We start from the raw sequence: 26,612 nt of genomic DNA, 5'->3' as shown, positions 1-26,612 counted from the left end.
GGCCGTACGAGCAGCGCCAGCCGGGCGGCGGCGCCCTCGCGCACGGCACGGGCCCCCACGAGCCGGACGCAGCCACCGGTGTCGGCCGTCAGCCGCAGGGTGCCGTCGGGGGCGGTGCGGTGGTCGACCGATGCCCAGGGCAGTCCGGTCAGTCCTGCGGCCCTGTCGGCGGACAGCAGCGGCAGTGGGGCGGCGTGTGCGAAGCCGGGGGTCAGGGTGTGCACCTCGACGGGCCGGTAGGGCCGGCCGGCCGGCTCCGCCCGGTCACCCTGTGCGTCGGCACCGCAGCCGCAGACCGCCAGGAGCAGCACGACGGCGATCAGTAACGCGCCTGCCCGCGACCACTGTTGACGCCCCACGGCACTCCCCCGCCCGACGTTCCGTCCGTGCATCGGACGCGGGGAGTGCCGTTCTGGTTTCAGCGGCGCGTCAGTTCGCAGGAGTGCGAGAGGAAGTTGCCCATCAGCCCCTCGGCGTCGCCGTTCTTGTACGCGTACGCGACGCCCGTCAGCTCGCGCCCCGCGCCGTCGAGCCGTAGCGCGAGCCCCAGCCGGGGACCGCCCAGCCTGGCGTCGGCGGTGGGCAGTTGGAGCGGGAGGTCCGCCCGCAGGTCCCACTCGGCCGACGCGTCGGCGGGTCCGGTGACCCGCTCGCCGTCCACGCTCACCTCGACGCCGCCGTCCGGCAGTACGCGCACCTCCGTGGGGATGTCCCGCTCTGGCGCCACGATCCGGCCGCTCCACACACCGGGCGGCAGTTCGGCGGGGCGCGCCGCGTCCTGGGTCAGCGGCGAGATCAGCTCGGGCCGGTAGTCCGGTACGAGCGCGCTCATCACGTACTGGACGACCGCGTCGCGGGCCGCCTTGTTCGTGCTGTTGGTCAGCACGGCGACCGACAGCTCCCGGTCGGGCACCGTGACCAGCATCGCCGCCACCCCGCCCATACCGCCGCCGTGGCTGATCATCAACGGCCCGCCCCCGTACGACACACACCAGCCGAGCCCGTACCCGAGATGCGCGTTGATCGGGACCCCGTCCCGCATGGCCGCGACCGTCGCGGGCTTCAGCAGCCGCGCGTACGACTGGCCGAAGAGCGCGAGTTCCGGCGCGGGCGCCCAGCCGAGGGTGGCTCCGGGGTGGCTGGTGCCCATGACACGGGGATACGGACGGCCGTCGACCGTGTACCGCACCGCCGACGGCGCGGGCCCCGGATAGGCGGATGCCAGCAGGCAGTTGCGCAACCCGAGCGGCCCGAAGACCCGCTCCCGCACGAACGAGCCGAGCGGCTGCCCCCCGGCCTTCTCCAACAACCGCCCCAGCGCCCGGAATCCGAGGTTGGCGTACTCGTAGCCGGACCCCGGCGCACGCCGGAGCCGAGCGTAGCGCTCCGCATCGACGGCGGGCTCGTCGGCGCCGTAGTGAAAGTCGTAGTGCATCCCGAACCCGCCCCGATGCCGCAGCAACTGACGCACCGTCGGCTCACCCCACGGCGAATCGCCCGCCACGGGCACGGGCACGGGCTCGTCGAGACCGATCAGCCCCTCGTCGACGGCGACACACACCGCCGTCGCCGTGAACGGCTTACTGATGGACGCCAGCGCGTAAGCGGTCTGCGGCGAGGCGACCCGCCGGGCAGCCACATCGGCGAACCCGTAAGCCTCGGCAAGCACCACTTCCCCACGCTCGGCAACGGCGACGGACACGGAAGGACACCCGTGCTCCCCCAACACACCAGCACACACCGCACCCAGCCCCGCCAGCACGCCTGCCCCGCCCGCCCCATCCTGCGTATACACCATGGTCACAGTGTGCCTTGCGGAGTGCGGAGGAGGCGGAAGGGGGCAGCCGGACAGCGTTCGCACAGGCGGTCGCACGCATCTCAAATGTGCGAACTCATGCGGCCTAAAGTCATGTTGACCCCCCATCAGGTTCCTGAGATCGTGGTCTCTTCTCTCATTTGGTGGAACAGAAAACAACGGGGGCCTTCGTTGACCATCGATCCCGTACCGTCCTCGCACCCCGTCCCGCTCGTCGCGGTCGCCGGGTATGCCGGGTCCGGGAAGTCGGAGGCGGGGAAGTTACTCGCCCAGGCCACCGGCTGGACTTTGCTCGACAAGGACACCATGACCCGGCCTCTGACGGAGTCCCTGCTGAGCGCGCTGGGCGGCGATCCGGACGACCGGCAGACCGCCCTCTACGCCGACCGGGTGCGCCCGGTGGAATACGACTGTCTGCTGAAATCGTGCTGGGAGAACGTCGAATGCGGCGTCCCGGTGATCGCGGTCGCCCCGTTCATCAAAGAGGTCGACGACCCGCAGTGGGACACGCGCATCCGAAGGCGCTGCGCCCGTCTGGGCGCCGGATTCGAATTACTTTGGGTGGAGAGCGATGCCCCGTCGATGCGCGAGCGTCTCACGGCGCGCAATGCCGGACGGGACACCTGGAAACTCGCCAACTGGGGGCGCTACCTCGCCACGACGGCCGTCGACCGTGTTCCGGTCGGGGACTTCCATCGGATCGACAACCGGCTGACCGCCGGGACACCGCTCGCCGAGCAGGTGGAGGCGGTGGCCATGGGCCTCTCCGCCCGGTACGACCGGTACGTGGGGAGCCGCGTGTGAACACCCGCGCCGTTCCCGATCCTGGTGGTGTGATCCTGCTCGGACCACCGACCGCAGGCAAGGACACCGTCAGCGCCGCCCTGTCCGAACATGACCCTCGCTACACCCAGTTGACCAAACTCAAGGTGGGGTCCGGCCGCACCTCCGGCTACCGCGCGACCAGTGCCGCCGAACTCGCCGCACTGCGCCGCATGGGCCGTATCGTCCTGGAGACACACCGGTACGGCAACACCTACGCCGTAGACAGCGCCGACCTGTCGCGGATGCGCCGGGACAAGCTGGTACCGGTGGTGCATCTCGGCAGTGTGGACCACCTACGCGCCTTCCGCGAAGCCGTGGACCGGCCCTGGCTCTCTGTGCTCCTGTGGGTGCCCCGCGCTGTCTGTGCCCAGCGCTCGGCGGACCGAGGTGACCCTGACACCGAAGCGCGGCTCGCCGCCTGGGACGCGGCGCTGGCCGATCTGGCCGCCGTACCGGCGGACGAGGCGATTTTCCACCAGGTGGTGCGAACCGACAGTGACAACGCCGACAAGGCCGCACGGAAAGTAGCGGAGCGGTACGAGAAGTGGGACTGGAAAACCGCTCCGCCCTGGTCCGAGCTGTCCCCGAAGATCGCCGAACTGGCCCAGCTCACATCGCACTGACACAGCGAGTGCTGCCGACAGGCAGTGTGCACCGTCACCAAGTGTGAGTCGTCGTCATGGGGGCCGATGTGGGCACGATCAGCACACTCGAATCACTGGCCCGCACGGCGGGGCTGGAGGCGGGACCGGGCGGTGGGCGTGACCTCACCGTCCGGCGGCGTGAGATCGACGAACCGCTGCGGTTGGACTCGCTGTCCGCCGGCCGGCTCGCGCTTCTGCAGGTGGACGTGGACGGGATCATCGCCGTCCGCTCCTGCGTGATCGATGAGTTGGTGATCGACCACTGCACCGCGGAGGCGTTGCTCGTCACCAACTCACGCATCGGCCGGCTCACCATCCGTAACACCCCGCTCAACTGCGAGCTGGCGGTGAACGAGTCGACGGTCCAGACCCTCGACATCCACTCGTGTGCCGCGACACGGCTGGAGGGAGTCCGGGTGGCCGACTCGGTGCAGATCTCCGGCATACGCGGCGCCGTGCACCTCAAACGATTACGCACTGCGTCCCTGACCGTCCGCAGTCAGGCGTCGGCGGGTCGCCGGCGCCGGCGACCGGACGTGGTGCTGGAGAATCTGCATGTGACGGAGGAAATCACCTTCGACGACCTCTGGCTCAACACGCTGTCCCTGGAAGAGATCGACGCGGACGTCCTGATCCTGCGCCGGGTACGGCTCGAAACACCGCTCGCCGGGACGGGCATACGGTGCCGCGAAGGGCTCCGCGTCAACGGCATGGTGGTGGTGGACGACGCGGCGAGCACAGTGTCCGACAGCGACGTGAAGGGCACCGTCGAGATACGCGGGCTGCGCCAGGCGGGCACCGTACCCGGCGACGCGGCGGAGATGGTCTTCCGGTCGTCGACGATCGGCCGGCTGACGGCCGCCTCCGACGAGGGACTGCCGGTGCTGGTACGGCTCGACAACACCGCCGTCACAGACACACTCGCTCTGCCGGGCGGCCCCGCCCGTTACCACCTCAGCGACAACAGCACCGTGCGTGAAGTGGACCTCGGGGACGCGGTGTTCCGTAACACCGCTCAGGTCACCGGCTTCCTGAACCGCGTCTTCACCGGGCCGGGACCCGGCGCCCTCGAAGCCGTCAGATCCACCCTGGCCCTGCGCCGGCGGAACGCCGAAGAGGACCAGCTCTACTACTTCGCCCGCCAGCGGGAGTCCCTGCACGGACCGCTGCTGCGCCGGCTGTTGACCAGGGGCCTGCTCGGCGGTGTCCTCGGCTGGGGCGTACGGGCGCGCAACCCCGCCCGCACCCTCGTGGCGGCCGTACTCGCCACGGCAGCCGCGATGCACGCCTCGGGCGCCGTACGAGGCCCCGGCGTAGGTCAGTTGCTGAGCCCCCTCGGAGCCTCACGTGCGCTGATCCTGTCCAGCGCGCTGTGGCTGAACGTCGGTACGGGCGCTCCTTCGGAGCTGAAGACGTACGCCTGGACGGCTTTGTCGGTCCTCTTCGCCGCCGGAGGTCTGCTCTTCACGACGCTGACGGTGGGCATCATGATCCGCAAGCTCGTACGCTGACGGAGCCCCCCTCTTTTTTGGGGCTCGGTTCACCTCCGGGGCGCCTTAAGCCCCTGTCGACGGTCAACCGTGCTCGGGGCGGGCCTGGAGGCGCAGCTCGGCCAGTGCCGCTTCTACGGTGAGCCCCGTGTCCTTCTCCGGATTCCAGCCCACCAGCACGGTGGCAGCGGCGGCGACGATCTGCGGGGGCAGCCCCGCGTCAGCCAGCAGCACGGCTGCGTCCTCCAACTCGGGCCCCCAACGCCAGGCGCGGGCAGCCGTCTTGGGGATGTACGACGTCTCGGTGAGGTAGCTGCCGGGTCGGCTGCCCGCGATCTCCATCAGTTCGTCGGCGACCCCGTGGGCATCGGCGGCGCCGTAGGCGACGGCGGCGAGGACCCGGGAGACCTTCTGGTAGCTGGAGTAGGCGAGTTTGAGCGCCGATGCCTTGCCGATGTCCTCGCCGAGGGGCCGGGTGACGACATCGGTCCGCTCGAAGATCGCTTCGGTGCGCGCGACGGCCGCGGCCGGCCCCGCGAGGTACAGCGAGGGCGTCTTGCCGCCGACGGGCGGGGATCCGACCACCGCCCCGTCGACGACGGCCATGCCGGGCAGCAGTCCCGCGATGTGCCGCATCCGGTGCGGGGCGACGGCGTTCGCCTCGACGTACACCGCCGGGCCTGGACCGTCGGCCGGGGCGTGGGCAGCCACTTGGGCCGCCACGTCCTCGGCCGCAGCGGGCGGGCAGAGCGAGATGACCAGGTGCGCACGGGCGAGCAGGCCGGTGAGTGACTCCGGTTCGAGACCCGCCTGTTCGGCCCGCCGCCGTGTGGCGGCGCTCCGGCCGTCGGGACACCACAGCACGGTGGTGCCCCGGGAGCGGAGCTGCGCGCCGAAGGCTGCGCCCATGCTGCCCGGATGCAGGAGTCCGACCACTGCCGCGCGCGCTGTCGTCAGTCCGTGCCCGTTCAGGTTCATGTGCTCAGCATGAAGGGCCGCACCCCCGGGGGTGCGGCCCTTCGTCCGGTCTGTTACCGGCTGACCTACTTGCTGATCAGGCTGCGCAGCACGTACTGCAGGATGCCGCCGTTGCGGTAGTAGTCCGCCTCGCCCGGGGTGTCGATGCGCAGGACCGCGTCGAACTCCACACCGGTGTCGGTGGTGACCTTGACCGTGCTCGGGATGGCGTCGTTCAGCGCGGTCACGCCGGAGAAGGAGAAGGTCTCCTCACCGGTCAGGCCCAGGGAGGCGGCGGTGACGCCCTCCGGGAACTGGAGCGGCAGTACGCCCATGCCGATCAGGTTCGAGCGGTGGATGCGCTCGTACGACTCGGCGATGACCGCCTTGACGCCGAGCAGCGCCGTGCCCTTGGCCGCCCAGTCGCGGGACGAGCCCGAGCCGTACTCCTTGCCAGCCAGGACGACCAGCGGGGTGCCGGCCTCCTGGTAGTTGACCGACGCGTCGTAGATGAAGGAGACAGGGCCGCCGTCCTTCGTGAAGTCGCGGGTGTAGCCGCCCTCGGTGCCCGGCGCGATCTGGTTGCGCAGGCGGATGTTGGCGAACGTGCCCCGGATCATGACCTCATGGTTGCCGCGGCGCGAGCCGTACGAGTTGAAGTCGCGGCGCTCGATGCCGTGCTCCGTCAGGTACGTACCGGCCGGGGTGTCGGCCTTGATCGCACCGGCCGGGGAGATGTGGTCGGTGGTGACCGAGTCGCCCAGCTTGGCCAGCACCCGGGCGCCGGTGATGTCCTCGACCGGCGACGGGTCCTGCTGCATGCCCTCGAAGTACGGAGGCTTGCGCACGTAGGTGGACTGCGGGTCCCACTCGAAGGTGTTGCCCGTCGGGATGGACAGCGCCTGCCACTGCGCGTCGCCGGCGAAGACGTCCTTGTACGAGTCGTTGAACATGTCCTGGCCGATCGCGGAGGCCACGACCTCGTTGACCTCGGCCTCGGAGGGCCAGATGTCCTCCAGGTGGACCGGCTTGCCGTCCTGGTCGGTGCCGAGCGCGTCGCGGGTGATGTCCACCTTCATGGAGCCCGCGATGGCGTAGGCGACGACCAGCGGCGGCGACGCCAGGTAGTTCATCTTGACGTCGGGGTTGATCCGGCCCTCGAAGTTGCGGTTGCCGGAGAGCACGGCGGTGACCGCGAGGTCGGCGTCGTTGACGGCCTTGGAGACCTCCTCGGGCAGCGGACCCGAGTTGCCGATGCAGGTGGTGCAGCCGTAACCGACGAGGTTGAAACCGAGCTTGTCGAGGTACGGGGTGAGGCCCGCGCGGTCGTAGTAGTCCATGACGACCTTGGACCCGGGGGCCAGCGTCGTCTTGACCCACGGCTTGCGGGTGAGGCCCTTCTCGACGGCCTTCTTCGCGACCAGCGCGGCGGCGACCATGACGGCCGGGTTCGAGGTGTTGGTGCAGGAGGTGATCGCGGCGACGGTGACGGCGCCGTGGTCGATCTCGTACGTCGAACCGTCCGGGGCCGTGACGAGGGTGGGCCGGGTCGGCACACCGTTGTGGGCGGCCGGGGAGTCGGAGGCGGGGAAGGACTCCTTGCCGGACTCCTCGTCGTCCGTCACGTAGTTGCGTACGTCCTGGGCGAACTTCTGCTGGGCCTCGGCCAGGATGATGCGGTCCTGCGGGCGCTTGGGGCCCGCGATGGACGGGACGACCGTGGCGAGGTCGAGCTCCAGCTTCTCGGAGAAGTCGGGCTCGGCGGCAGGGTCGAGCCACAGCCCCTGCTCCTTGGCGTACGCCTCGACCAGCGCGATCTGCTGCTCGCTGCGGCCGGTGAGGGTGAGGTACTTGATCGTCTCGGCGTCGATCGGGAAGATCGCGGCCGTCGAGCCGAACTCCGGCGACATGTTGCCGATGGTGGCGCGGTTGGCGAGCGTGGTCGCGCCGACGCCCTCACCGTAGAACTCGACGAACTTGCCGACGACGCCGTGCTTGCGCAGCATCTCGGTGATGGTCAGCACGAGGTCGGTCGCGGTGGTGCCGGCGGGCAGCTCACCGGTCAGCTTGAAGCCGACGACGCGCGGGATGAGCATCGAGACGGGCTGTCCGAGCATCGCGGCCTCGGCCTCGATGCCGCCGACGCCCCAGCCCAGCACGCCGAGGCCGTTGACCATGGTGGTGTGCGAGTCGGTGCCGACGAGGGTGTCGGGGTACGCCTGGCCGTTCCTGACCATGACCGTACGGGCCAGGTGCTCGATGTTGACCTGGTGCACGATGCCGGTGCCCGGCGGGACGACCTTGAACTCGTCGAAGGCGGACTGGCCCCAGCGCAGGAACTGGTAACGCTCCTGGTTACGGCCGTACTCCAGCTCCACGTTCTGCGCGAACGACTGCGGCGTACCGAACTTGTCGGCGATCACCGAGTGGTCGATGACCAGCTCGGCGGGGGCCAGCGGGTTGATCTTCGCCGGGTCGCCACCCAGCTCCTTGACGGCCTCCCGCATGGTGGCCAGGTCCACGACACACGGCACACCGGTGAAGTCCTGCATGATCACGCGGGCCGGGGTGAACTGGATCTCCTGGCTCGGCTGCGCCTGGGAGTCCCAGCCGCCGATGGCCCGGATGTGGTCGGCGGTGATGTTCGCGCCGTCCTCGGTCCGCAGCAGGTTCTCCAGCAGCACCTTCAGGCTGTAAGGGAGGCGCGCTGAGCCCTCGACCTTGTCCAGCCGGAAGATCTCGTACGACTCGTCGCCCACACGCAGCGTGCTGCGGGCGTCGAAGCTGTTCGCCGACACGACAGTCTCCTTCATCAATGTGCGCGTACTACCGCATCCTGCCGCCTCGATCTGTCGCCCATCCGCTAAGGTATGGCTAAGTTAGGTGACCCTAACCGACTGACGGCTGCGGTACGCCTTCGGCAGATATCTCGATGTCGAGATAACTGTAGTACATGACCGCCGCCCGGTCATGCTCCGACCTCCCTGACCGCGCCCCGCGACGGGCCGGGTTCGAGCCGGGGCCGGAGCGGCATTCACTCTCTGGCACCGGCGACCCGCAGGCCGTCCATGTAGTCGCGGACGCGCGTGATCAGTCCGTTGTGGACGTGGAGCACCAGGAGACCGGGGACGGTGAAGGTGGTGCGACCGGTCGGCAGCGTTCCTACCACCACGTGCTCAGCGATGATCACTTCCGGATCGGCGGTCTCGCAAGCCGCGGTCTTCCTGATCTCCTCCACCTGGACGGGGCTGGCTCCCCAGGCCGCCCGATATCCCGCACGCACCGCCTCGCGGCCCTCGTAACGCGCGGGAAAGCCGGGAGAGGTGAACGGGAACTCGTGCACCGCGTCCACCGCATACAGGTCGGCGAGATCGTCTGCGGACTTGTCGAGCATGGCCCGGTAGTAGCAGGCCAGCACCTCGCGAGGGGTGCGGACGGCAGGTGCCTCCAGGTCCGGCACAGGGATCACTCCATTCGCTCAACACGCGTTGACCCGGCCACCGTAGGAGTCGGCCGACGGTTGGGTCAACAGCTGTAGAGTGAATTGGTGCCTTCCCCTCACCGGTCCCGCGCCGACCGCCGCCGAGCCACCGAACTGCGCATCCTCAGCAGCGCCCGGGGGCTGTTCGCCGAGAAGGGATTCGATCGCACCACCATCCGCGCCGTGGCGACCGCGGCAGGCGTCGACCCGGCTCTCGTCATGCAGTACTTCGGCTCGAAGCGCGAGCTTTTCACCCACGCGGTGCAGGCGGTCCCCACACTGCCCGCGGCCACTGACACCGACGCGCTCGTCGATCAGCTGCTGGCCACGCTCGACCTCAAGCTCGGGGGTCTTCCCGAGGGCACGCTGGTGATGTTGCGCTCCATGCTCACCGACCCGACTGCGGCCGACCACGTCCGCGCCGCCCTCGACGGGCAGATCGACAGCGTCAGCGCTGCCCTGCCCGCAGCCGAAGACCCCCAGCTGCGCGCCGCCCTGGTCGTCGTCACCCTGCTGGGCGTCACCATCGGCCACCAGTTCCTCGACCTGGCCGCTCTTCGCGACGCCCCGCCCGACCGCATCGCGGGCCTGCTCCGCCCGGCGTTCAAAGCCCTGACAGATCCGGCGGGTTGAAACAAGGGCGTGAGGGCCTGGCCCCACTGTCGACGGTCATCCCTGACCGCCCCCCTGCCGCCGGAAGCCCGTCCGTCGGAAGCCCGTCCGCCGGACGGCGACAATGGGCCTGTGCTGATCATGGATGCCGTCCTGGAAACCTATGATGCCGTCGACTTCGCCCTGTGGCCCACGGCCGCCCCGAGCGCGGACCGCCTGCTGGTCCTCTCCGGCCACCTGTCAGCGCTGGAAGTCGGAACAGCGATGGCTGTCCAGACCAGCTACACCTCCGACGACCGGGCCTCGGACCCCGAAGCCGGGATCCGACGTATCGAGGCGCTGCTGGACGTCGATCTCGTCATGGCCCCGGGCGGCATCCTCCTGCAGGACACCGCTACCGGCGTCGTGATCGAACCGGGGTGCTGCTTCGGTCTGGAGAACTGGCGCGACTGGCTCGGCCTCCTGCACGGCGAAGAGCTCTGGCTCGGCCACGGCACCGCCGCGCACATCGAACAGCGGGGAACGCTCGTCAGGGTGTGGCCGGACGCGGACCCACCGGCAGAGCGATTCATCGAGCTTCCCGTGGCCGAGTTGCCGGACCTTCTCCAGACCGTGCACGACAAGCTCAACGGTTTTCTCGCCCTCGCCGAACAATGGGCCTCCCGCTACGCGCCCGCGTCGGCCCCCGCGCTGATTGCCAAGCTCGACGAAGGCCTGCACATCGGCACCCCGCTGGACAACTCCCGCGTCGCGGACCCTTCCTAGGCAGCGGGCCCGTCCGGCCCGCGCCCGGAGGCGCGGCGGCGGGTTGGGTGGTAGCAGGTTGCGCACAGTGCTGCGAGGAGCTGGAGTGCGGCGGCTGCGAGGAGGGCGCCGGGGAGTGAACGGGCCGCCAGCGGGCCCGCTGTGGCCGCGCCGATGGCGAAGCCGGTGATCTTCAGGCTCGCGCCGGTGGTGAAGACCTGGCCGCGCAGTCGGCTGGGGGCTTCGCGGTGGCGGACCGCGAAGAGGGCTGTGAGCTGCGGGCCCTCGCCGATGCCGGCGATCAGCATCGCGGTGACGAGCAGGGCCGGCCGGCCTGTCGCGGCGAGGAGGAAAGCCGCGGCGAGGACGAGCGTGCTGCACCAGATGACGGTGTCCGGGCGCAGCAGCCGTGGGTGGCGGGCGAGTACCGCGTTGGCGGCAAGTGCCGAGGCGGCTGTCAGGGAGAGGAGGAGCGCTCCGCGATCGGCCGAGCCGAGGCTGTGCTGTCCGATCAGCGGGGTGCACGCGATCACCATGCCCTGGCCAGCGCAGGAGACCACCGACGTCGCGGTCGCCCTGATCAGTGGCCGGTTGCCGGTGATGGCCCGCAGTCCGGCGGCGAGGTCGGTGGCGACCGAGGTGGCCGGCCGGTCTTGGGCCGGCGTCCGGGCCGGCGGCAGGGCGAGTGCCGAGGGCAGTGCGAGGCAGATCAGCGCGACGGCCACGATCACACCGGCGGACGCCCCGGCCAGGCCGGCGACGATCCCCGCCAGCGCCGGACCCGCCAGGCTCGCGAGGTTGAAGGTCATCGCGTCGAGCGCGTTGGCGCGGGGCAGGCTCTCGCGGGCGACGACGCCCGGCAGTTGCGAGGTCCACCCGCCGGACAGGGCAGGTCCCAGCAGCCCGGCGCACACCGCGATCAGGGCCGTGCCGGCGACCGGGCCGTGGCCCAGGGCGGCCAGGACGACCAGGAGCATCGCGGCGTAACCAATGAGGGCCCGGGCCAGCAGGCGGCCCGGCCTGGGCGACCTGTCGAGCACCACGCCGAAGACGGGTCCACCGATCGCCGCCGAGATCATGAGGCCCGCCAGGAGCGACGAAGCGGCCGACGCCGATCCGGTGACCGCGAGTCCTGCCAGCAGCAGGGCCGGACCCGACATCTCGTCCCCGGTACGGGCCGCGGCCGCCCCGGCGACGTACCCCCACAGCGCGTAACGCTTCCCCATGCACAGCACGTTACGGAGGTAACTCAAAACTTCACAAGATGCGTTACATTCGTCGAGTGCCCCTCAGAGACGACGACTGGTCAACTCGGCATTCGGTGCAGGCGGTTGCCGGCCGGACCGCCGCCCTCGTCAACGCCCTGGCCTGCGAGAGCCCGACGGCCGACGCGGTCGCCGAAGTGCTCCGCGAGCACGGCGAGACCGGCGCCGTCGAACTCTCCCCGACCGATGTCGCCGAGATGCGCGACGCCGCCGTGCTGCTGCGCGAGGTCTTCACCACGGACCAGGTCGACGTCGCGGCGACCCGGCTGAATCAGCTTCTCCGGCGCACTGTCGGCACCGTCCGTCTCTCCGCGCACGACGGTCTCTCGCCCTGGCACCCCCACCTCGACAGCGACGACGACGCGCCCTGGGGCGAGTGGTTCCTCGCCTCCTCCTGCCTGGCCCTGACGGTCCTCGTCTGGGACCACCAGCGGCCGCCCGGCGGCCTCTGCGCGTCGGCCAGTTGCCGGAACGTGTACCTCACGCAGGGAAGCGGCCCGCCACGCCGCTACTGCTCTCGCCGCTGCGCGACGCGGGAGCGGGTGGCGGCCCACCGCCGCTCGCGCTCCTGAGCCGGCACCTGCGCCTGCGCACTGGAGTGTGACGGCATGCCGCCGATACGATCCACGGCATGTCTGCCCAGCTGAGCGAAGCCGCCCGCCAGATCCTCGACGACACCAACTACGCGATCCTCGCCACGGTCAGCCCGGACGGCAGTCCGCAGACGTCCGTCGTCTGGGTCGGCAGGGACGGCGACGACGTGGTCATCTCCACGGCCGCCGGGCGGCGCAAGGAGAAGAACCTGCGGCAGGAGCCGCGCGTCAGTCTGAGCGTCTTCGACAAGGACAACCCGCTCCGGTACATCGAGATCCGCGGCGCCGCGACCGTCACCGAGGACACCGGCCGCGCGCTGGCCGTCTCGCTCGCCGAGAAGTACGCGGGGCCCGGCGCGGGCGAGGAGTTCCTGCAGCTGCCGCCGGAGGTCGTCCGGGTCGTGATCCGCATCACGCCCGACCGCGTCGTGGGCAACGCCGCCGCCTGAGGCGTGACGCGCGGGTGCCCCGGGGACCGGCGGGCCCTGGGGCGCGCGCCGGCCACCGGGGCACCCGGGGCGGTCAGTTCAGCAGGTGCCCTCGTCCTTCCAGGCACCCCACTCGCCGGTCGAGCCCGGCTTCTCGTTCTGGGTCCACCACTGCGCCTTCCACTTGTGGCCGCTGTACGAGACCTCCTCGCCGCCCGTGTACACGGTGGTGGCGCTCCACGGGGTCGTGGTGCAGGTCCCCGGCGGGTTGGTCGGCGGGTCGGTGGGCGGATCGGTCGGCGGGTTGGTGGGCGGCGTCGCCCCCGCGAACTTCACCGAGTACTTCGCGAAGTCCCAGGCGGCCTGCGGCACACTGCTGCAGGTGCCGGACGTCGCGCCGTTGTTGTCGGCCGGTGTGCACTGCCGGTCGCGGTTGAGCGACCAGAAGGTGAACCGGTCCATGCCGTGGCTGGTCGCGAAGTCGAGGACCGTCTGGAAGTCGGCCTGGCTGAAGTACTCGCCGGTGTCGCTGCGGCCGTTCATTCCGGAGAAGCCCTCGTGGGCGTAGGCGGTCGCCTCGCTCCAGCCGAAGGTGGAGCGGAGGATCGAGTTGAAGTTCGTCAGCGCGGAGGTCTGCGAGGCCGCGCCGTTGAACCCGCCGTCGAACGGCATGATGGAGAAGTTGTTCGGTGTGAAGCCCTGTGCCTTGGCCTCGTTCAGCATCTGGGTGCCGAACCAGCCGGTGCCCGCCGCCGTGCCGGCCGTGGTGACGGAGACATACAGGCCGGGGTTGTTCTGCTGGAGGATCTTGGCGGCGCCGATTTCGTGCGCGACGGCCGCGGTGTTCTCGTACTCCGGCTCTTCGAGGTCGAAGTCGATGGCCTTGAGCTGGTACTTGGTCACGACCTGCTGGTACGCGGCGGCCGTGGCCTCCGAAGTGGCGCACGCCTGGCCGAGTTTGGTACCGCCGTAGCCGCCGATGGAGACGGACACGTCTCCGCCCTTGGCCCGGATGGAGTTGATGACCCCCCCGACCGCCGTGTCGTTGGCGACGGGCGCCGTGCCGCCCCAGGTCGGGCTGCAGCCACCACCGTTGGGGGCGAGGATGAACGCGAGTTGGAACGCCTTCAGTCCGGTCGCGTCCATGATGGCGCCGGCGTTGGGCGGGTTGTTGTCGAGGGGCATCAGATAAGGCGCTGCGGCGTACCAGCGATTGCTGAGCGCTGCCGCGTCGGCGGACGCCGTCGCTCCGGCCGCCTGGCCGGTAGCGAAGGCGGCAAGGCCGGCCGTGGCGAGCGCGGCGGTCGCCGCGCCGCAGAGGAGAGCACGAAGACGCTTCATGTGCAGGTCTCCTGAAGGAGTGGAAGGGAGCCTTCAGAATTGAGCACCGCCAGGGACACGTCAATGACTTGGACTAGACCAATTCAAATCTGTTGTATCCCACAAGCTTTGGCGCGGACAGGCACGGACAGGCGCGGGACGGCGACGCGAACGGACACGGACGGGCCCGGGCGGACGCGGAACCAACCGGCGCGCCACCGGTGTCCCAAGCGGCGTGACGTAACGGGGATGGCCGCCTACGGTGGGTGGTCACAACAGGCCGGACCGGCCGTTGTCGAAGGGGGGAAGGGCGTGGTGGAGCCCGGGGCCGGCATAGGACTGCGCGGTCGCAGCGGCATTCTGTCGCTGGTCGAGGAGTGTCTGCGTTTACCGCCGGGGGCCGACCGCCCCGTCACGATGCTGCTCGGTCCGCGCGGCAGCGGCGCGAGTGAGGCGCACGGTGCGCTGATGGAGCGCTTCGGACCTGAACATCCCTTCGCCTACCTGGACTTCGGTGGCGCGCAGTCGTTGCTGCCGCGCTACGCGCTGGCCCTGCTGGCCCGCCAGCTGGAGCGGAAACTGCCCCGCTTCGGCCGGTCCAGATTCCCCCTGCTGAGCCTCGGACTCCTCGCGTCCGACCAGGAGTTGCACATCCGCAGCCTGCCCGAGGGCCGGCGTGCGGTGCAGCGGCAGCTCGACCGGTTCCAGGAGGCCAACGAGGCCCGGCACGGCGACTATCTGGCGGCCTTCTTCGAGGTCGGGATGGGCGCCGTCGGAGTGCCCGAGGGGGCGTCAGCCATCGCGCTCGCCGTCGCGTCCGACGCGCTGCGGCGCGGTCGTAACCGGCTGCCCGGGCGGGCGTTGGCGGGCCGGCTGACCGGTGGCGCGCAGTGGTTCGGCGCGCACCCGCTGATCCGCAGCGGCGACCGCTGGGAGGCCCTGGTCGAGCTCAACCTCTGGCGCCACGAGGGCGATGCGCAGGAACAGGAACGCCTGGACCGGGTCTTGTTCTCCGCGTTCCTGGAGGATCTGCGCCGTAACGCCGCACGGTCCTTCATGCCCCGCTCGTACCTGGTGCTGCTGGACGAGTCGCACGCACCGTACGGACGCCGCTTCCTGGACCTGCTGCTGCGGGCCCGGCACGACGACGCGGTGGTGGCGGGCACCGACTGCGATCCGCTGACGGTCGTGGCGAGTTCCAACCGCTGGCTGCCCCGCTGGGGTCCCGCCACCGGCGACTCCTGGCCCTGGCAGCTCCGCGGCCCCGACCACGCGTCGCTCACGGACTGGAACGACTACCGGCCGACCAGGGACAGCGAGGACACCTGGTGGTACCCGCTGCGGCTGCGCGACCTCAGCCTCGACGAGGTGCGGATCCGGATCGAGTTGCAGCTGGGCGGCAACCCCGACCACGCGCCGTACACCCGGCTCACCCCGTTCGTGCACCGGCTGACCGGTGGTCTGCCGCGCGCGGTGCAGCAAGTCCTGGACGTACTGAGGCAGTCGAGCGACGTCCCGGCCGAGAGCGGTTCCGAGCAGGAGCGCTGGCTGCGCACACTGCCGGACCGGCCGCTGCTCGCCGGCGAGGTGACGAGGCCGCTGGCCGACACCGCGACCGACCACCTGCTGCACGGGCTGGACACGATCGAGCGCACCATGCTCGCCGAGGTCGCCGCCGCGCGGGACCTTTCGGTGGGCGCGCAGGTGCTGGGACAGGGCGACGCCCTGTTCGGCGAGATGCGGTCGCGCTGGCTGCTGGCCGGGCCCGGCACCCTCGTACCGATGCTGCATCCGTGGCTGCGCAGGCTGCTGCTGTGGCAGCTGGCCCGGCGCCCCGACGACTGGGACATGGCGCACGAACTGCTTGCCGAGCACTACAGGGCCGAGGGCCGGCCGGTGCGGGAGATGTACCACCAACTGGCCACGGGACAGGTCGACGAGGTCGCCGAGCAGCTGAAGCGGCGCTTCCTCGACGTACCGGCCGCGCAGTGGATCAGCGAGTTCGGCGCGGTCACCGCGGCCCCCAACCGGCTGCCGTCCGCCGGCGGGCCGCTGGAGGTGCTGGCCGGGCTGAGCGGCGACCAGCCGGGGACGGTCCAGGACGGCGGCCCGCAGTCGGTGATCCGCAGTCTCGTCGCCGCCCGCTGGGTCTGGAGCGATCCGCTCGGCGACCCGGGGATGCGGCTCGGCAACATGATCGCCGACGGGTTCGCGCAGCTCTCCAGGCTCCGCAGTTACGACATTGTGCCGCTGTTCAACGAGGCGGAGCGGTACCGCAGTTGGCGTCATCCGCAGACAACGTCCGGGGAGGCATGAGCCGGTGATGGTCAGAGTCGAATGGCCGCTGCACGTCGTCCGGCGGATCGTGTTCGGGGTGGTCACCGCCGCCGTACTCGCGGTGGGCGGCTGGTTCTTGGTCTCCTGGCTCCAGGAGTCGCAGGCCCGGTGCGGCGCGGGCGTGGTGAAGATGGGCGACGACGCCGAGTGCGTGGGGGTGACCGACGGCTCGTACACCTTCGCCGGTCATCTCGCGCCGGTCGAGAAGAAGATCCGGCAGGAGAACGCCAAGGTCGCGAAGGGCGAGGACAGTTATGTGAGCGTCGCCTACATGACCTCCTTCACCCTGAAGGACGACGACAGCAACTCGTCCGAGTCGGTGCGGCACGAGCTGGAGGGCGCCTATCTCGCGCAGTACCGCTACAACGAGGGCGATCTCGGCGGGAAGCCGAAGATCCGGCTGCTGCTCGCCAACACCGGCAGCAGATCGGCCCATTGGCGGCACACGGTCGGCGAACTGACCGCCCGCGCCGACGACAAGCAGGGCAGGCTCGTCGCCGTCACCGGCCTCGGCCCCAGCACGGACGAGAATCTGGCCGCCATCAGGGAGCTGTCCAAGAAGGGCATCGCGATGGTCGCCTCCACGATGACGGCCACCGACATCCAGGACATACACAACTTCGTGCGGGTGTCGCCGACCAACGTGGACGAGGCGTACGCGGCGGCCGGCTATCTCAAGCGGAACAAGTTCAAAACGGCGGTCGTGGTGCAGGACGCGGCGAAGGGAAACCTCTACGCCGGCACCCTGGGCCCCGCGTTCACCCGGGCCTTCCCCGACAAGGCCGGCCATCGGCTGGTGGCCGAGACGAAGACGTTCGACTCGTCGGTGCGCAGCGCCTGGCAGACGGAACTGCGCTTCATGTCGGTGGAGTTGTGCGCCCAGAAACCTCAGGTGATCTACTTCGCCGGGCGCGGGATCCATCTCACGAGCTTCCTCGACTCGCTGGCCAACCGGAACTGCCAGTCGGAGCAGTTCACCGTGATCGCCGGTGACGACACCAGCAATCTCACGGCGGACAAGCTCGCCGACGCGGCGGCGACGAAGATCAACGTGCTGTACACCGGCCTCGCCCACCCCGACATGTACAAGAAGAACCCGGACGCGGTCTCGGCCCCCTCGGCCAAGTTCTTCGCCGAAGGCGCCGAGCTGGACCGGTGGTTCCCCAACGACAGCCGCGACGACGGCCAGGCCATCATGGCCCACGACGCCGTGCTGACGGCGGCGACCGGCGTACAGATGGCGGCCAGCTCGCAGGGCGAGGTCGTCGGGGACGCGGTGGCGCGGATGTTCCACCAGATGGACGGCGGTCAGCAGGTGGCCGGTGCGAGCGGTTTTCTGTCCTTCCAGAACAACGGCAACCCGCGCGACAAAGCGGTCCCGGTGCTGCGGCTGACCGCCCAGGGCAGGGCGGTGTTCGTCGAGGTGTCGGCGGCCAACGGCAGACCGCGGGAGAAGAACGGCTAGGGAGTGTCCGCGAAGTATCGTCGTCCGCCCTCGGGGCGGGGCTCGCGGGGGCTGGTGCGTGCGATCGCAAGGCGCCGATGTGGCCTTGTAGCGGAGCTACTTGGGCATGTCGGCAACGCCGCGAGCGTGCGTGCCAGCCCCCGCGAGCCAGACGAGACTTCGCGGACACGACCCAGGGCCTGATCCGAACGACAGCCCCAGGGCCGGTCGATGCCCCCGTCCGGCCGGCGGAGCACCGCTGCCACCTGCTCGAAATTCCGGCCAACCTGCCGGGCATGTATCGGCGTTGACGGGATATCCGTACCCCTGACAGAGGAGGCGCAGATGCCGATCACATTCCGCAAGAGTTTCCGGATCCTGCCGGGGGTGCGGCTCAACATCAACCGCCACTCCTGGTCCATCACGACAGGCGGCGGCAAGCACGGGCCGCGGCACACGTCAAGTTCGACAGGACGGCAGACGACGTCGCAGGACCTGCCGGGCCCCTTCGGCTGGCGCAAGACGACGACGAAGCGCCGCGGTTAGGGTCTGCCCGGCGGCTGAGCGCCGGGCAGTAACCCGAACGGCGGTATACGGATTGTCCGTACGGCCCCACAGACCGATCATCGGACTGTGGGGCCGTACGGGTTGACCTCACGCGACAGACCCCCCTCGCGCGGCGCTTATCTCACACGTGAGATAGCCTTTCGCTATGGCAGACGACTACCTCGTACGCATCGGCAAGCTCATCCGTGACGCCCGACAGCACCGGGGCTGGACACAGACACAGCTCGCCGAGGCACTGGCCACCAGCCAGAGCGCCGTGAATCGCATTGAGCGCGGCAATCAGAACATCAGCCTTGAGATGATCGCCCGGATCGGCGAGGCACTCGACAGCGAGATCGTCTCGCTCGGCTACGCCGGGCCGATGCATCTGCGCGTGGTCGGCGGACGCCGGCTCTCCGGCGCCATCGACGTCAAGACGAGCAAGAACGCCTGTGTGGCGCTGCTCTGCGGCTCCCTGCTCAACAAGGGGCGTACGGTACTGCGCCGCGTAGCCCGGATCGAAGAGGTCTTCCGGCTCCTCGAAGTCCTCAACTCCATCGGTGTGCGCACCCGGTGGATCAACGACGGGGTCGACCTCGAAATCGTGCCGCCCGCCGAGCTGGACATGGCGGCCATCGACGAGGACGCCGCCCGCCGCACCCGCTCCATCATCATGTTCCTCGGCCCGCTGCTGCACCGGATGGACAACTTCCGGCTGCCGTACGCCGGCGGCTGCGACCTCGGCACCCGTACCATCGAGCCGCACATGATCGCCCTGCGCCGGTTCGGCCTGGACATCGCGGCGACCGAGGGCATGTACCACGCGCAGGTCGACCACTCGGTCTCGCCCAGCCGCCCCATCGTCCTGACCGAGCGCGGCGACACGGTCACCGAGAACGCGCTCCTGGCGGCCGCCCGCCACGACGGCGCGACGGTCATCCGCAACGCCTCGTCCAACTACATGGTCCAGGACCTGTGCTTCTTCCTCGAAGCGCTGGGCGTACGGGTCGACGGCATCGGCACGACGACGCTGACCGTGCACGGCGTACCGTCCATCGACGCGGACGTGGACTACTCCCCCTCCGAGGACCCGGTCGAGGCGATGAGCCTGATCGCGGCGGCCGTGGTCACCGAGTCGCGGCTGACCATCCGCCGGGTCCCGATCGAGTTCCTGGAGATCGAACTCGCCGTACTGGAGGAGATGGGCCTCGACCACGACCTGACCAGCGAGTACGCGGCCGACAACGGCCGTACCCGGCTGGTGGACCTGACCGTACGGCCCTCCAAGCTGGAGGCGCCGATCGACAAGATCCACCCCATGCCGTTCCCCGGCCTGAACATCGACAACGTGCCGTTCTTCGCCGCCATCGCCGCCGTGGCGCAGGGCAAGACCCTCATCCACGACTGGGTCTACGACAACCGCGCCATCTACCTGACGGACCTCAACCGGCTGGGCGGCCGGCTCCAACTCCTCGACCCGCACCGGGTCCTGGTCGAGGGCCCCACCCGCTGGCGCGCCGCCGAAATGATGTGCCCCCCGGCGCTGCGCCCGGCCGTAGTGGTCCTGCTGGCCATGATGGCGGCGGAGGGCACATCGGTGCTGCGCAACGTGTACGTCATCAACCGCGGCTACGAGGACCTGGCGGAACGCCTGAACTCGGTGGGCGCGCAGATCGAAATCTTCCGGGACATCTGACCGAAGAACGTCGCCGCACGCTGACACACGCCGACGCACCCCGTCCGACCCGCCGCGAAACGGGTAGGACGGGGTGCGTCGGCGTTCCGGCGCGTCAGGGGATCAGTGCCTCGATGCGGTCGAGTTGGGCCGCGAGGACGTCTTCGAACGCCGCGCTGCGGTCCGCTCCGAGGGGGCGGAGGTCGCGGGCGTAGTGGGCCAGGGCGGGGAATCGTTCGGGATCGGCGCCGAGCACCGCGACGCGGAACTGCTCCATGCCCTGCTCGTACTCCTCGGGCGTGATGGCGCTGATACCGGCCTCGGAGGCGATGAGCGCCGCGACGAGGATCACGGTGCGGTGGTATCGCACGGGGACTTCCTCGTCGGGCAGGCCTGACGCGCGCAGGGCCTGCAGCATTTCCTCCATGACCAGCCGGGATCCGGTGCCGCCGGACGCATGGCGTCCCCACACCGCGGCGAGCTGGGGCTGTTCGCCGAACGCCTCCCGCAGGCGCAGGGCCACTGCGGTGACGCGCTGCCGCCAGTTGCCCTCGGGCCGGTAGCCGTCCATGGCGGCCAGGAGGATCCGGTCGGCAACCGCGCGCAGCAGTTCGGTCTTGTTGCGGAAGTGCCGGTAGAGGCTGGAGGAGTCGGTCCCGAGCGCTGCGGCGAGTTTGCGCACGCTGAACGACTCGGCGTCGCTCGTGCGCAGCAGTTCCGCCGCCGTGTCCAGGATCTCGTCGGTCGACCATCGCCTTCGACCCGTCATCTCGCCCCTCTCGTCCGGACTCAGCCTAGCCCATGCGTTCATCGATGCACTCATTCATGCACTTGCCGATGCACGCGGTGCGTGCATAATGAGGACAACGGACCGTCCGGTCACCACGACGTACCCGGCATCCGGCCGGGAGGGAAGAAGGAGCCATGAGTGAGTTCACTGCCGGGACGCGGCCGGCGGAGCCCGACTTCGCGGCGATAACGACCGGGGAACTGCTCGCCTACCGCGAGGCGGAGAACCGTTTCCGGGCCTCCGGCGCGGCCCGGGCGTTCCTCGGGGAGCCGGATCCGGGAGCCGCGATCGGCTGGCAGGAGATCGCGCTGCCCGGCCGCGACCTGGCGGTCCGGGTCTACCGGCCGGCGCCGACGGGGGACGAGGAGGCCGCAGCCCCGGCCGGCCTGCCCCTCGTGGTCCATGTCCACGGAGGCAGCTTCGTGGGCACGGCGGTGCAGTGCGACTGGACCAACAGCCGTCTCGCCGCGAGGCTGCCCGCCCTCGTCGTCTCCGTCGAGCACCGCCTCCTCACCCCGGACAGCCCGCTCGCGAACGCCGCCGACGACGGTTGGGACGTGCTCGACCACGTGGTGCGGCACGCGGCGCAGTGGGGTGCCGACCCCGCGCGCGTGGCCGTCTTCGGTGAGAGTTGCGGTGCTCTGATCAGCGCGCTGACGGCGATCCGGGCAAGGGAGGCGGGCCTGGAGCTCACGGCGCAGGTGCTGGTCAACCCCGCGGTCGACGTGACCGCGACGATGTTCGACTATCCCTCGGTCGCCGAGTACGCGGACAGCCCGACCCTGGCCCTGCCGCAACTGCGGCTCTTCCAGCGGCTCGCCGCCTCCTCGGCGGCCGAGGCCCGCGCGGTCTCACCCCTGTACGCGGACGACCTGGGCGGGCTCGCCCCGGCGCTCGTGGTGGTACCCACCCAGGACCCGGCGGCCGACCACGGCCGGCGCTATGCCGAGCGACTGCGCACGGCGGGGACCTCGGTGCGGCTCACCGAATACCCGGGAGCGAAGCACGCGTTCCTCACACTGCCCGGCGTGGAACCACAGGCCGAGGCCGCCCGGGCGGAGATCCTCGCGTTCCTGCGCACCGCCTTGGCGAAGTGACGGAGGAACGGTCCGGGGCCTGCGCGGATCAGCTCTCCGGGAGCAGCACGGTCGGGTCGCCGGTGAACCATGCGCTGTCGATGGTGAGTCGGCGGATGCGCCAGTTCTCGCCGTCGCGTACGAGGTCGGCGTCGTAGCGGTTCATCATCAGCGCGTGGCGGGTGCGGTCGGGCTTGGGTCCTTCGCCGGGCGGGAAGTGCTGGGCCATCGCGTAGCACTGGACGCTCGCGCTGTCGCCGTCCACGGTCGTGCGGATGTTGCTGATGACGTGGCTGGTGTCGAGGGGACCGACGGCGGGGATCAGCGCGCCGACGACGACGTCACGCGGGGCCAGCACCGGGAATTCCAGGCCGATCTTGGTGGTGGCGGGGGTCAGGTCGACCGTGGCGTCCTCGGTGAGCGAGGACGTGAACAGTTCGGCGTCGCCGTGGTCGAGTCCGGCCGCGTAGCGGTGCAGTGTGTCGGCGACGGCGGCGCGGTCGGCCAGGAGTCGCAGGGTCGTGTCAGTCATGACGTCCTCCGGGGTTGTGGTTGAGACGGAACAGGTTGCGGACCGACCTCCGCCGCCGGCGAGGCGCGTATCGGTGCCGCCGGCGGATAGTCGGTGTAGCCGTCGGGGCCGCCCTGGTAGAACGTGGCCCGGTCGCCCGTGGCGAGCGGCAGACCGTGCCGGAAGCGGGTGGGGAGGTCGGGGTTGCCGATGAACAGCTCGGCGAAGGAGACCAGATCGGCGAGGCCTTCGCCGATGACGGCGTTGGCGGATTCCTGGTCGAGGCCTGCGTTGGCGATGAGCGTTCCGCGGTACAGCGGCCGGAACAGCCTGAGGGATTCCTGCCGTTGGGCCGGAGTCACCTTCTCGTTGGGCCGCCGGGTCATCATCAAGTGCAGATAGGCAAGCGGGTAGTCGCTGAGTCGCGCGGCCACATGCTCGTGCACGGCCAGGATCTCCGGCGAGACCTCGTGTGACGCCCCCAGCGCCTGGTGCGGGGCGAACTTGACGCCCACCCGGTGCGGCCCCCAGACGCCGGTCACCGCGTCGAGCACCTCGAACAGGAAGCGGGCCCTGCCCTCCACCGTGCCGCCGTAGGCGTCGGTACGCAGGTTGAGCGCGGGATTGAGGAACTGGGCGATGAGATAGCCGCGTTGGGCGTGCAGCTCCACACCGTCGAAGCCCGCCAGCCGCGCGTTGGCCGCGGCCGACCGGTACTGCTCCACGACGTCCGCGATCTGGTGTGTGCTCAGCGCGCGGGGCGTGATGACGTGGGTGGGCCCGTTCGGCGTGTGCACCGTACCGCCGGGATTGACGGCGGAGGGTGCGACCGGGAGATGCCCCTGGTGGAAGTCCGGGTGCGAGGCGGCGCCGGTGTGGGCGAGTTGGGCGAAGACGGTTCCGCCCTCGTCGTGCACGGCCGACGTCACCGCCGCCCAGGCCCGTACCTGCTCCTGGCTGTAGATGCCGGGCACACGCACCGCCCCCACCGCTTGCGGGCTGATCCAGGTGCCTTCCGACACGATCAGACCGGCGCCGGCCCGCTGCCGGTAGTACTCGCTGTGCAATGTCGTCGGAGCCAGCGCCGGATTGTCCGCACGGGCCCGGGTCATCGGCGCCATGACCACGCGGTTGCGCAGTCTCAGCCCCGCACCGAGATCGTAAGGACCGAGCAGCGGCTGCTCTTCGGTCCGGGGTGGGAGGGACATGCCCGCCTCCTCGCAGTGGCAGTGGTTCAAGCCGGTACCACCACTGTCACGCCGAGGCAGCCATCACGTCCAACGATGTCTGATGCTGATCACCAGCACCATGGGTGATGACGAACGCCCGTCCAAGAGGTGCGGGTCCTATCGGCCGGCCCTCGGGGTGCGGATCGCCTCGGCCGCTGCCTGGGTGGCCTGCTGGGCCGCTTCGACGAGGCTGCTTCCGTTGACGAGACGGGCCGCCGTGACACCGGCGAACACATCACCCGCCCCCGTGGTGTCGACCGGTGTCAGCGCCGGTGCGGGCAGGCGGGTCGTCCGTCCGTCCGCCACGACGAGCGCGCCGTCGGAGCCGAGCGTGACGATGACGGAAACACACCGCTCCGCGAGTCGGGCCGCCGCTTCCGCCGGTGTGTCGGCGGCCGTCAGATGGTGTGCTTCGGAGACGTTGACGATGAGGGGATCCGCGGCGGCCAGGACATGCTCGGGCAGCGGGGCGCTGGGGCTGGCGTTGACCATCAGCCGGGCGCCGCGCGCCACCGTCCAGCGCGCCGTGGCCTCCGTCGTCGCCTGCGGGATCTCCAACTGGGTCAGTACGAGCCGCGGGGCGAGGGCGTCGAGCGCGCGGGTGACGTCGTCGGGCAGCAGCAGGTTGTTGGCCTCGGGGAGCACGGTGATGCTGTTCTCACCGTCGGGCGTGACCGTGATCAGGGCGAGGCCGCTGGACTCTCCCCGTACGGCGAACTGCGAGGTGTCGACGCCCCGTCGTACGAGCTCGGCCTCCAGCGCCCGGCCCGCGTCGTCGGACCCGCGGCAGCCGACGAACGCCGTCGCTGTGACGCTCGCCGCGGCGACCGCCTGGTTGAGGCCCTTGCCCCCGGGGTGCCGGCGATAGTCGGTGCCCAGGACCGTCTCGCCCGCGGCGGGGCGACGGGGCGTACGGGCGACGAGGTCGAGGTTCGCGGATCCGACCACGGCTACGCGGCTCAATTCTTGCTCCCGGTGGTGGCGACCGATGCGACGAAGTAGCGCTGCAGACCGAGCAGGATCACGGCGGGAATGACCGCCAGCACGGCCGTCTCGGCGAAGACGCGGCCGTAGTCGGTGCTGAACGCGTTGAAGGTCTTGGCGATGGCGACGGGGGCGAGGTCCTTCCCGTCGCTGGTGGTGACGAGGATGGGCCACAGATAGGCCTGCCACTGGAAGAGGAAGAGGATCAGACCGGTGCCGATGAGGGCCGGCCGGGTCAGCGGCAGATAGATCTTCAGGAAGATCCTGGGCCACCCGGCGCCGTCGACACGCGCCGCCTCGGCCAGTTCGGACGGGATCCCCAGGAAGAACTGACGGAGGGTGAAGATGGCAAGACCGTTCCCGAGTCCGGGCAGGACGAGGGCGGGAATGCTGTTGGTCAGGTCCCAGTCGCTGAACGTGTGCGCCAACGGGATGGCGATGGCCTCGAAGGGGACGAGGAAGCTCAGCACGACCATGCCGAAGACGAACTTGCGGCCGGGGAAGTCGACGACCGCCAGGGCGAAGGCCGCCATCGCGGAGATCACGATGCCGAGGACGACGGTCACGGCCGCCACGATCACACTGTTGGAGAGGTTGCGCAGAAAGCCGTTGTCGACCGCGGAGCGGATGTTGTGGAACGTCCAGTGCTCGGGCCACAGCATGTGCCAGTTGAGGGACGAGCTGTTGGCGAAGGTTTCGGTGGCGCCGCGGAACGTGCTGGCGATGAGCCAGAGGACCGGCAGCAGGAAGGCGAGGCCCACGACGACGGCGACGACGGCCAGCACGATCCGGCCGGTGCGGCCGGTGTGCCCCGTACGACCCGTGTCACCCGTGCGGCCGGACGCGGAAGCCGCGGGCCTGACAGGGTTCGGGAGCGGGGTGCGGTTCATGATCAGCTCTCCTCGACGCTGCGCAGCAGCCGGAACTGGACCGCGACGATGACGATCATCAGGGCGAGCAGCACCAGCAGTTCCGCGGCGGCGGTGTGCGGATCGGCGAGCTCGAAGCTGTTGTGGAAGATGTCGTACATCAGGAAGTTCGACTTTCCTTGCGGTCCCCCGTCGGTCAGGATCTGCATGGGCGCGAACAGGACGAAGTTCGAGACGGTGTCGGCGACCAGGACGAACAGCAGCGGCCTGCGGAGCAGCGGAAGCGTCACCGACCAGAAGCGGCGGAACGGGCCCGCTCCGTCGATGGCGGCGGCTTCGTAGTACACGGTCGGGATGTCGTTGAGACCCGCGATGAGGAAGATCATCCAGTAGCCGACGCCGATCCAGCTGGCGATGAGGATGAGGCTCGCCACCACCTGGCCCTGTCCGGTGAGGAAGGGCTGCTGGTGGATGCCGACGCCGGTGAGCGCCGCGTTGACCGGACCGTCCGGGCGGAGCGCGATCCCCCACACCACCGCGGACCCGGTCATCGGGACGGCGGCGGGCAGGAAGATCAGTGTGCGCCAGATGCCGGTGGCCGGCAGGTTCTGGGTGAGGAGCACGGCGAGGGCGAGCGCCAGCACGATCTGCAGCGGGTTGACGATGACGTTGAAGATCAAGGTCTGCTGGACGGACGACCAGAAGGCGTGGGAGGAGAAGAGCGCCGTGAAGTTGTCCAGGCCCACGAAGCTCGGCGGCAGTGTGCTGCCGGGGAGACTGGTGTGCGTGGCGTCGTTGACGGCCTGGATGACCGGGATGAGCCGCAGCACGATGATGAGCGCGAGGGCGGGCGTCAGGAAGATGGCGGCTGCGCTGAGATTGCCTACGAGCCTGCGCCGGTGAAGTGTGCCTTTACGGCGTGGCGCGGGAGCCGTCTCTCCGGCGTCCGGAGGGTGCGTGGTGAGTGTCATTGCGG

Annotated in this window: 25 protein-coding genes; 12 read left to right on the top strand and 13 right to left on the bottom strand. The window is 70.0% G+C overall.

All coding sequences use genetic code 11. The features are described from left to right. Positions 1-359, bottom strand: a 359-nt coding sequence (locus HY68_RS44020; RefSeq protein ID WP_198533326.1) for a hypothetical protein, incomplete at its 3' end; no start/stop codon positions are given. 59 nt (positions 360-418) lie between these two features. Next, positions 419-1,798: a serine hydrolase domain-containing protein gene (locus tag HY68_RS23815; protein WP_041992007.1), complete on the bottom strand. Its 1,380-nt coding sequence runs from the start codon at positions 1,796-1,798 to the stop codon at positions 419-421. A 189-nt stretch (positions 1,799-1,987) separates the two neighbouring features. Between HY68_RS23815 and HY68_RS23810 the strand changes: the two genes are divergently transcribed. From HY68_RS23810 to HY68_RS23800, 3 genes are read left to right on the top strand one after another with little or no spacing between them, the layout of a single operon-like run. After that, positions 1,988-2,620 carry an AAA family ATPase gene (locus HY68_RS23810; protein ID WP_041992005.1) on the top strand — a complete coding sequence of 211 codons (633 nt, stop codon included), beginning with the start codon at positions 1,988-1,990 and terminating at the stop codon, positions 2,618-2,620. Continuing rightward, on the top strand, positions 2,617-3,264 hold the full coding sequence (locus HY68_RS23805; RefSeq protein WP_052457160.1) for an AAA family ATPase: 648 nt from the start codon (positions 2,617-2,619) through the stop codon (positions 3,262-3,264). Before HY68_RS23810 ends, HY68_RS23805 begins: the two co-directional genes overlap by 4 nt. 56 nt (positions 3,265-3,320) lie before the next feature. Further along, a complete protein-coding gene (locus HY68_RS23800; protein ID WP_052457159.1) occupies positions 3,321-4,796 on the top strand; it encodes a hypothetical protein in 1,476 nt (491 codons plus the stop codon). A 63-nt stretch (positions 4,797-4,859) separates the two neighbouring features. Here the strand turns inward: HY68_RS23800 and HY68_RS23795 are convergent, their stop codons facing one another. The 3 genes from HY68_RS23795 to HY68_RS23785 all read right to left on the bottom strand — a co-directional run bounded on the left by HY68_RS23795 (position 4,860) and on the right by HY68_RS23785 (position 9,192). Then, a complete protein-coding gene (locus HY68_RS23795; protein ID WP_041992002.1) occupies positions 4,860-5,753 on the bottom strand; it encodes a DUF1932 domain-containing protein in 894 nt (297 codons plus the stop codon). Positions 5,754-5,818: 65 nt separating this feature from the next. Further along, positions 5,819-8,530 (bottom strand): aconitate hydratase AcnA, encoded by a 2,712-nt coding sequence (gene acnA, locus HY68_RS23790; RefSeq protein ID WP_041996967.1) that lies wholly within the window; start codon positions 8,528-8,530, stop codon positions 5,819-5,821. A gap of 236 nt (positions 8,531-8,766) precedes the next feature. Beyond that, positions 8,767-9,192 carry a nuclear transport factor 2 family protein gene (locus HY68_RS23785; RefSeq protein WP_041991999.1) on the bottom strand — a complete coding sequence of 142 codons (426 nt, stop codon included), beginning with the start codon at positions 9,190-9,192 and terminating at the stop codon, positions 8,767-8,769. An 87-nt stretch (positions 9,193-9,279) separates the two neighbouring features. Between HY68_RS23785 and HY68_RS23780 the strand changes: the two genes are divergently transcribed. Next, on the top strand, positions 9,280-9,846 hold the full coding sequence (locus HY68_RS23780) for a TetR/AcrR family transcriptional regulator (RefSeq protein WP_041991997.1): 567 nt from the start codon (positions 9,280-9,282) through the stop codon (positions 9,844-9,846). Between the two features lie 120 nt (positions 9,847-9,966). Continuing rightward, positions 9,967-10,590 (top strand): hypothetical protein, encoded by a 624-nt coding sequence (locus tag HY68_RS23775; RefSeq protein ID WP_157874380.1) that lies wholly within the window; start codon positions 9,967-9,969, stop codon positions 10,588-10,590. Here the strand turns inward: HY68_RS23775 and HY68_RS23770 are convergent. Further along, positions 10,587-11,795, bottom strand: coding sequence for an MFS transporter (locus HY68_RS23770; protein WP_041991993.1), 1,209 nt, complete (start codon positions 11,793-11,795; stop codon positions 10,587-10,589). The genes HY68_RS23775 and HY68_RS23770 overlap by 4 nt on opposite strands. Before the next feature lie 38 nt (positions 11,796-11,833). Between HY68_RS23770 and HY68_RS23765 the strand changes: the two genes are divergently transcribed. Together HY68_RS23765 and HY68_RS23760 are read left to right on the top strand one after the other, a co-directional pair. Continuing rightward, positions 11,834-12,406 (top strand): CGNR zinc finger domain-containing protein, encoded by a 573-nt coding sequence (locus HY68_RS23765; RefSeq protein WP_041991991.1) that lies wholly within the window; start codon positions 11,834-11,836, stop codon positions 12,404-12,406. 59 nt (positions 12,407-12,465) lie between these two features. Then, positions 12,466-12,876 (top strand): PPOX class F420-dependent oxidoreductase, encoded by a 411-nt coding sequence (locus tag HY68_RS23760; RefSeq protein WP_041991989.1) that lies wholly within the window; start codon positions 12,466-12,468, stop codon positions 12,874-12,876. Between the two features lie 78 nt (positions 12,877-12,954). Here HY68_RS23760 and HY68_RS23755 read toward each other — a convergent pair whose 3' ends face one another. Next, a complete protein-coding gene (locus HY68_RS23755) occupies positions 12,955-14,196 on the bottom strand; it encodes a carbohydrate-binding protein (RefSeq protein ID WP_041991988.1) in 1,242 nt (413 codons plus the stop codon). A 291-nt stretch (positions 14,197-14,487) separates the two neighbouring features. Between HY68_RS23755 and HY68_RS23750 the strand changes: the two genes are divergently transcribed. The 4 genes from HY68_RS23750 (at position 14,488) to HY68_RS23735 (ending at position 20,198) form a co-directional block, all read left to right on the top strand. After that, positions 14,488-16,491, top strand: a complete 2,004-nt coding sequence (locus HY68_RS23750) for a hypothetical protein (protein ID WP_041991986.1) — start codon at positions 14,488-14,490, stop codon at positions 16,489-16,491. A gap of 7 nt (positions 16,492-16,498) precedes the next feature. Then, positions 16,499-17,977 (top strand): branched-chain amino acid ABC transporter substrate-binding protein, encoded by a 1,479-nt coding sequence (locus tag HY68_RS23745; protein ID WP_041991984.1) that lies wholly within the window; start codon positions 16,499-16,501, stop codon positions 17,975-17,977. A gap of 324 nt (positions 17,978-18,301) precedes the next feature. Then, complete coding sequence (locus tag HY68_RS23740; protein ID WP_041991983.1) at positions 18,302-18,502, top strand: DUF4236 domain-containing protein; 201 nt, start codon at positions 18,302-18,304, stop codon at positions 18,500-18,502. Positions 18,503-18,668: 166 nt separating this feature from the next. Next, positions 18,669-20,198: a UDP-N-acetylglucosamine 1-carboxyvinyltransferase gene (locus tag HY68_RS23735; protein WP_041991981.1), complete on the top strand. Its 1,530-nt coding sequence runs from the start codon at positions 18,669-18,671 to the stop codon at positions 20,196-20,198. 94 nt (positions 20,199-20,292) lie between these two features. On the opposite strand, the gene HY68_RS23730 is transcribed toward HY68_RS23735, so the two are convergent. After that, positions 20,293-20,946 carry a TetR/AcrR family transcriptional regulator gene (locus HY68_RS23730; protein WP_041991978.1) on the bottom strand — a complete coding sequence of 218 codons (654 nt, stop codon included), beginning with the start codon at positions 20,944-20,946 and terminating at the stop codon, positions 20,293-20,295. 155 nt (positions 20,947-21,101) lie between these two features. Between HY68_RS23730 and HY68_RS23725 the strand changes: the two genes are divergently transcribed. Continuing rightward, a complete protein-coding gene (locus tag HY68_RS23725) occupies positions 21,102-22,064 on the top strand; it encodes an alpha/beta hydrolase (RefSeq protein ID WP_041991976.1) in 963 nt (320 codons plus the stop codon). A gap of 28 nt (positions 22,065-22,092) precedes the next feature. Here the strand turns inward: HY68_RS23725 and HY68_RS23720 are convergent, their stop codons facing one another. From HY68_RS23720 to HY68_RS23700, 5 genes are all read right to left on the bottom strand, one after another. Continuing rightward, a complete protein-coding gene (locus HY68_RS23720; protein WP_041991974.1) occupies positions 22,093-22,575 on the bottom strand; it encodes a nuclear transport factor 2 family protein in 483 nt (160 codons plus the stop codon). Then, positions 22,572-23,762: an alkene reductase gene (locus tag HY68_RS23715; RefSeq protein WP_063779672.1), complete on the bottom strand. Its 1,191-nt coding sequence runs from the start codon at positions 23,760-23,762 to the stop codon at positions 22,572-22,574. The genes HY68_RS23720 and HY68_RS23715 overlap by 4 nt, the downstream gene beginning before the upstream one ends. 138 nt (positions 23,763-23,900) lie before the next feature. Continuing rightward, positions 23,901-24,746, bottom strand: a complete 846-nt coding sequence (locus HY68_RS23710) for a ribokinase (protein WP_041991972.1) — start codon at positions 24,744-24,746, stop codon at positions 23,901-23,903. Further along, positions 24,743-25,657, bottom strand: a complete 915-nt coding sequence (locus tag HY68_RS23705) for a carbohydrate ABC transporter permease (protein ID WP_041991970.1) — start codon at positions 25,655-25,657, stop codon at positions 24,743-24,745. The genes HY68_RS23710 and HY68_RS23705 overlap by 4 nt, the downstream gene beginning before the upstream one ends. Before the next feature lie 2 nt (positions 25,658-25,659). Further along, a complete protein-coding gene (locus HY68_RS23700; protein ID WP_052457158.1) occupies positions 25,660-26,607 on the bottom strand; it encodes a sugar ABC transporter permease in 948 nt (315 codons plus the stop codon). Positions 26,608-26,612 lie beyond the last annotated feature (5 nt).

Origin of the sequence: Streptomyces sp. AcH 505, from assembly GCF_000818175.1 — a bacterium.
Taxonomy (GTDB): domain Bacteria; phylum Actinomycetota; class Actinomycetes; order Streptomycetales; family Streptomycetaceae; genus Streptomyces.
Note: the sequence above shows the minus strand (reverse complement) of the source record. Positions and strands in the feature narration are given on the sequence as shown.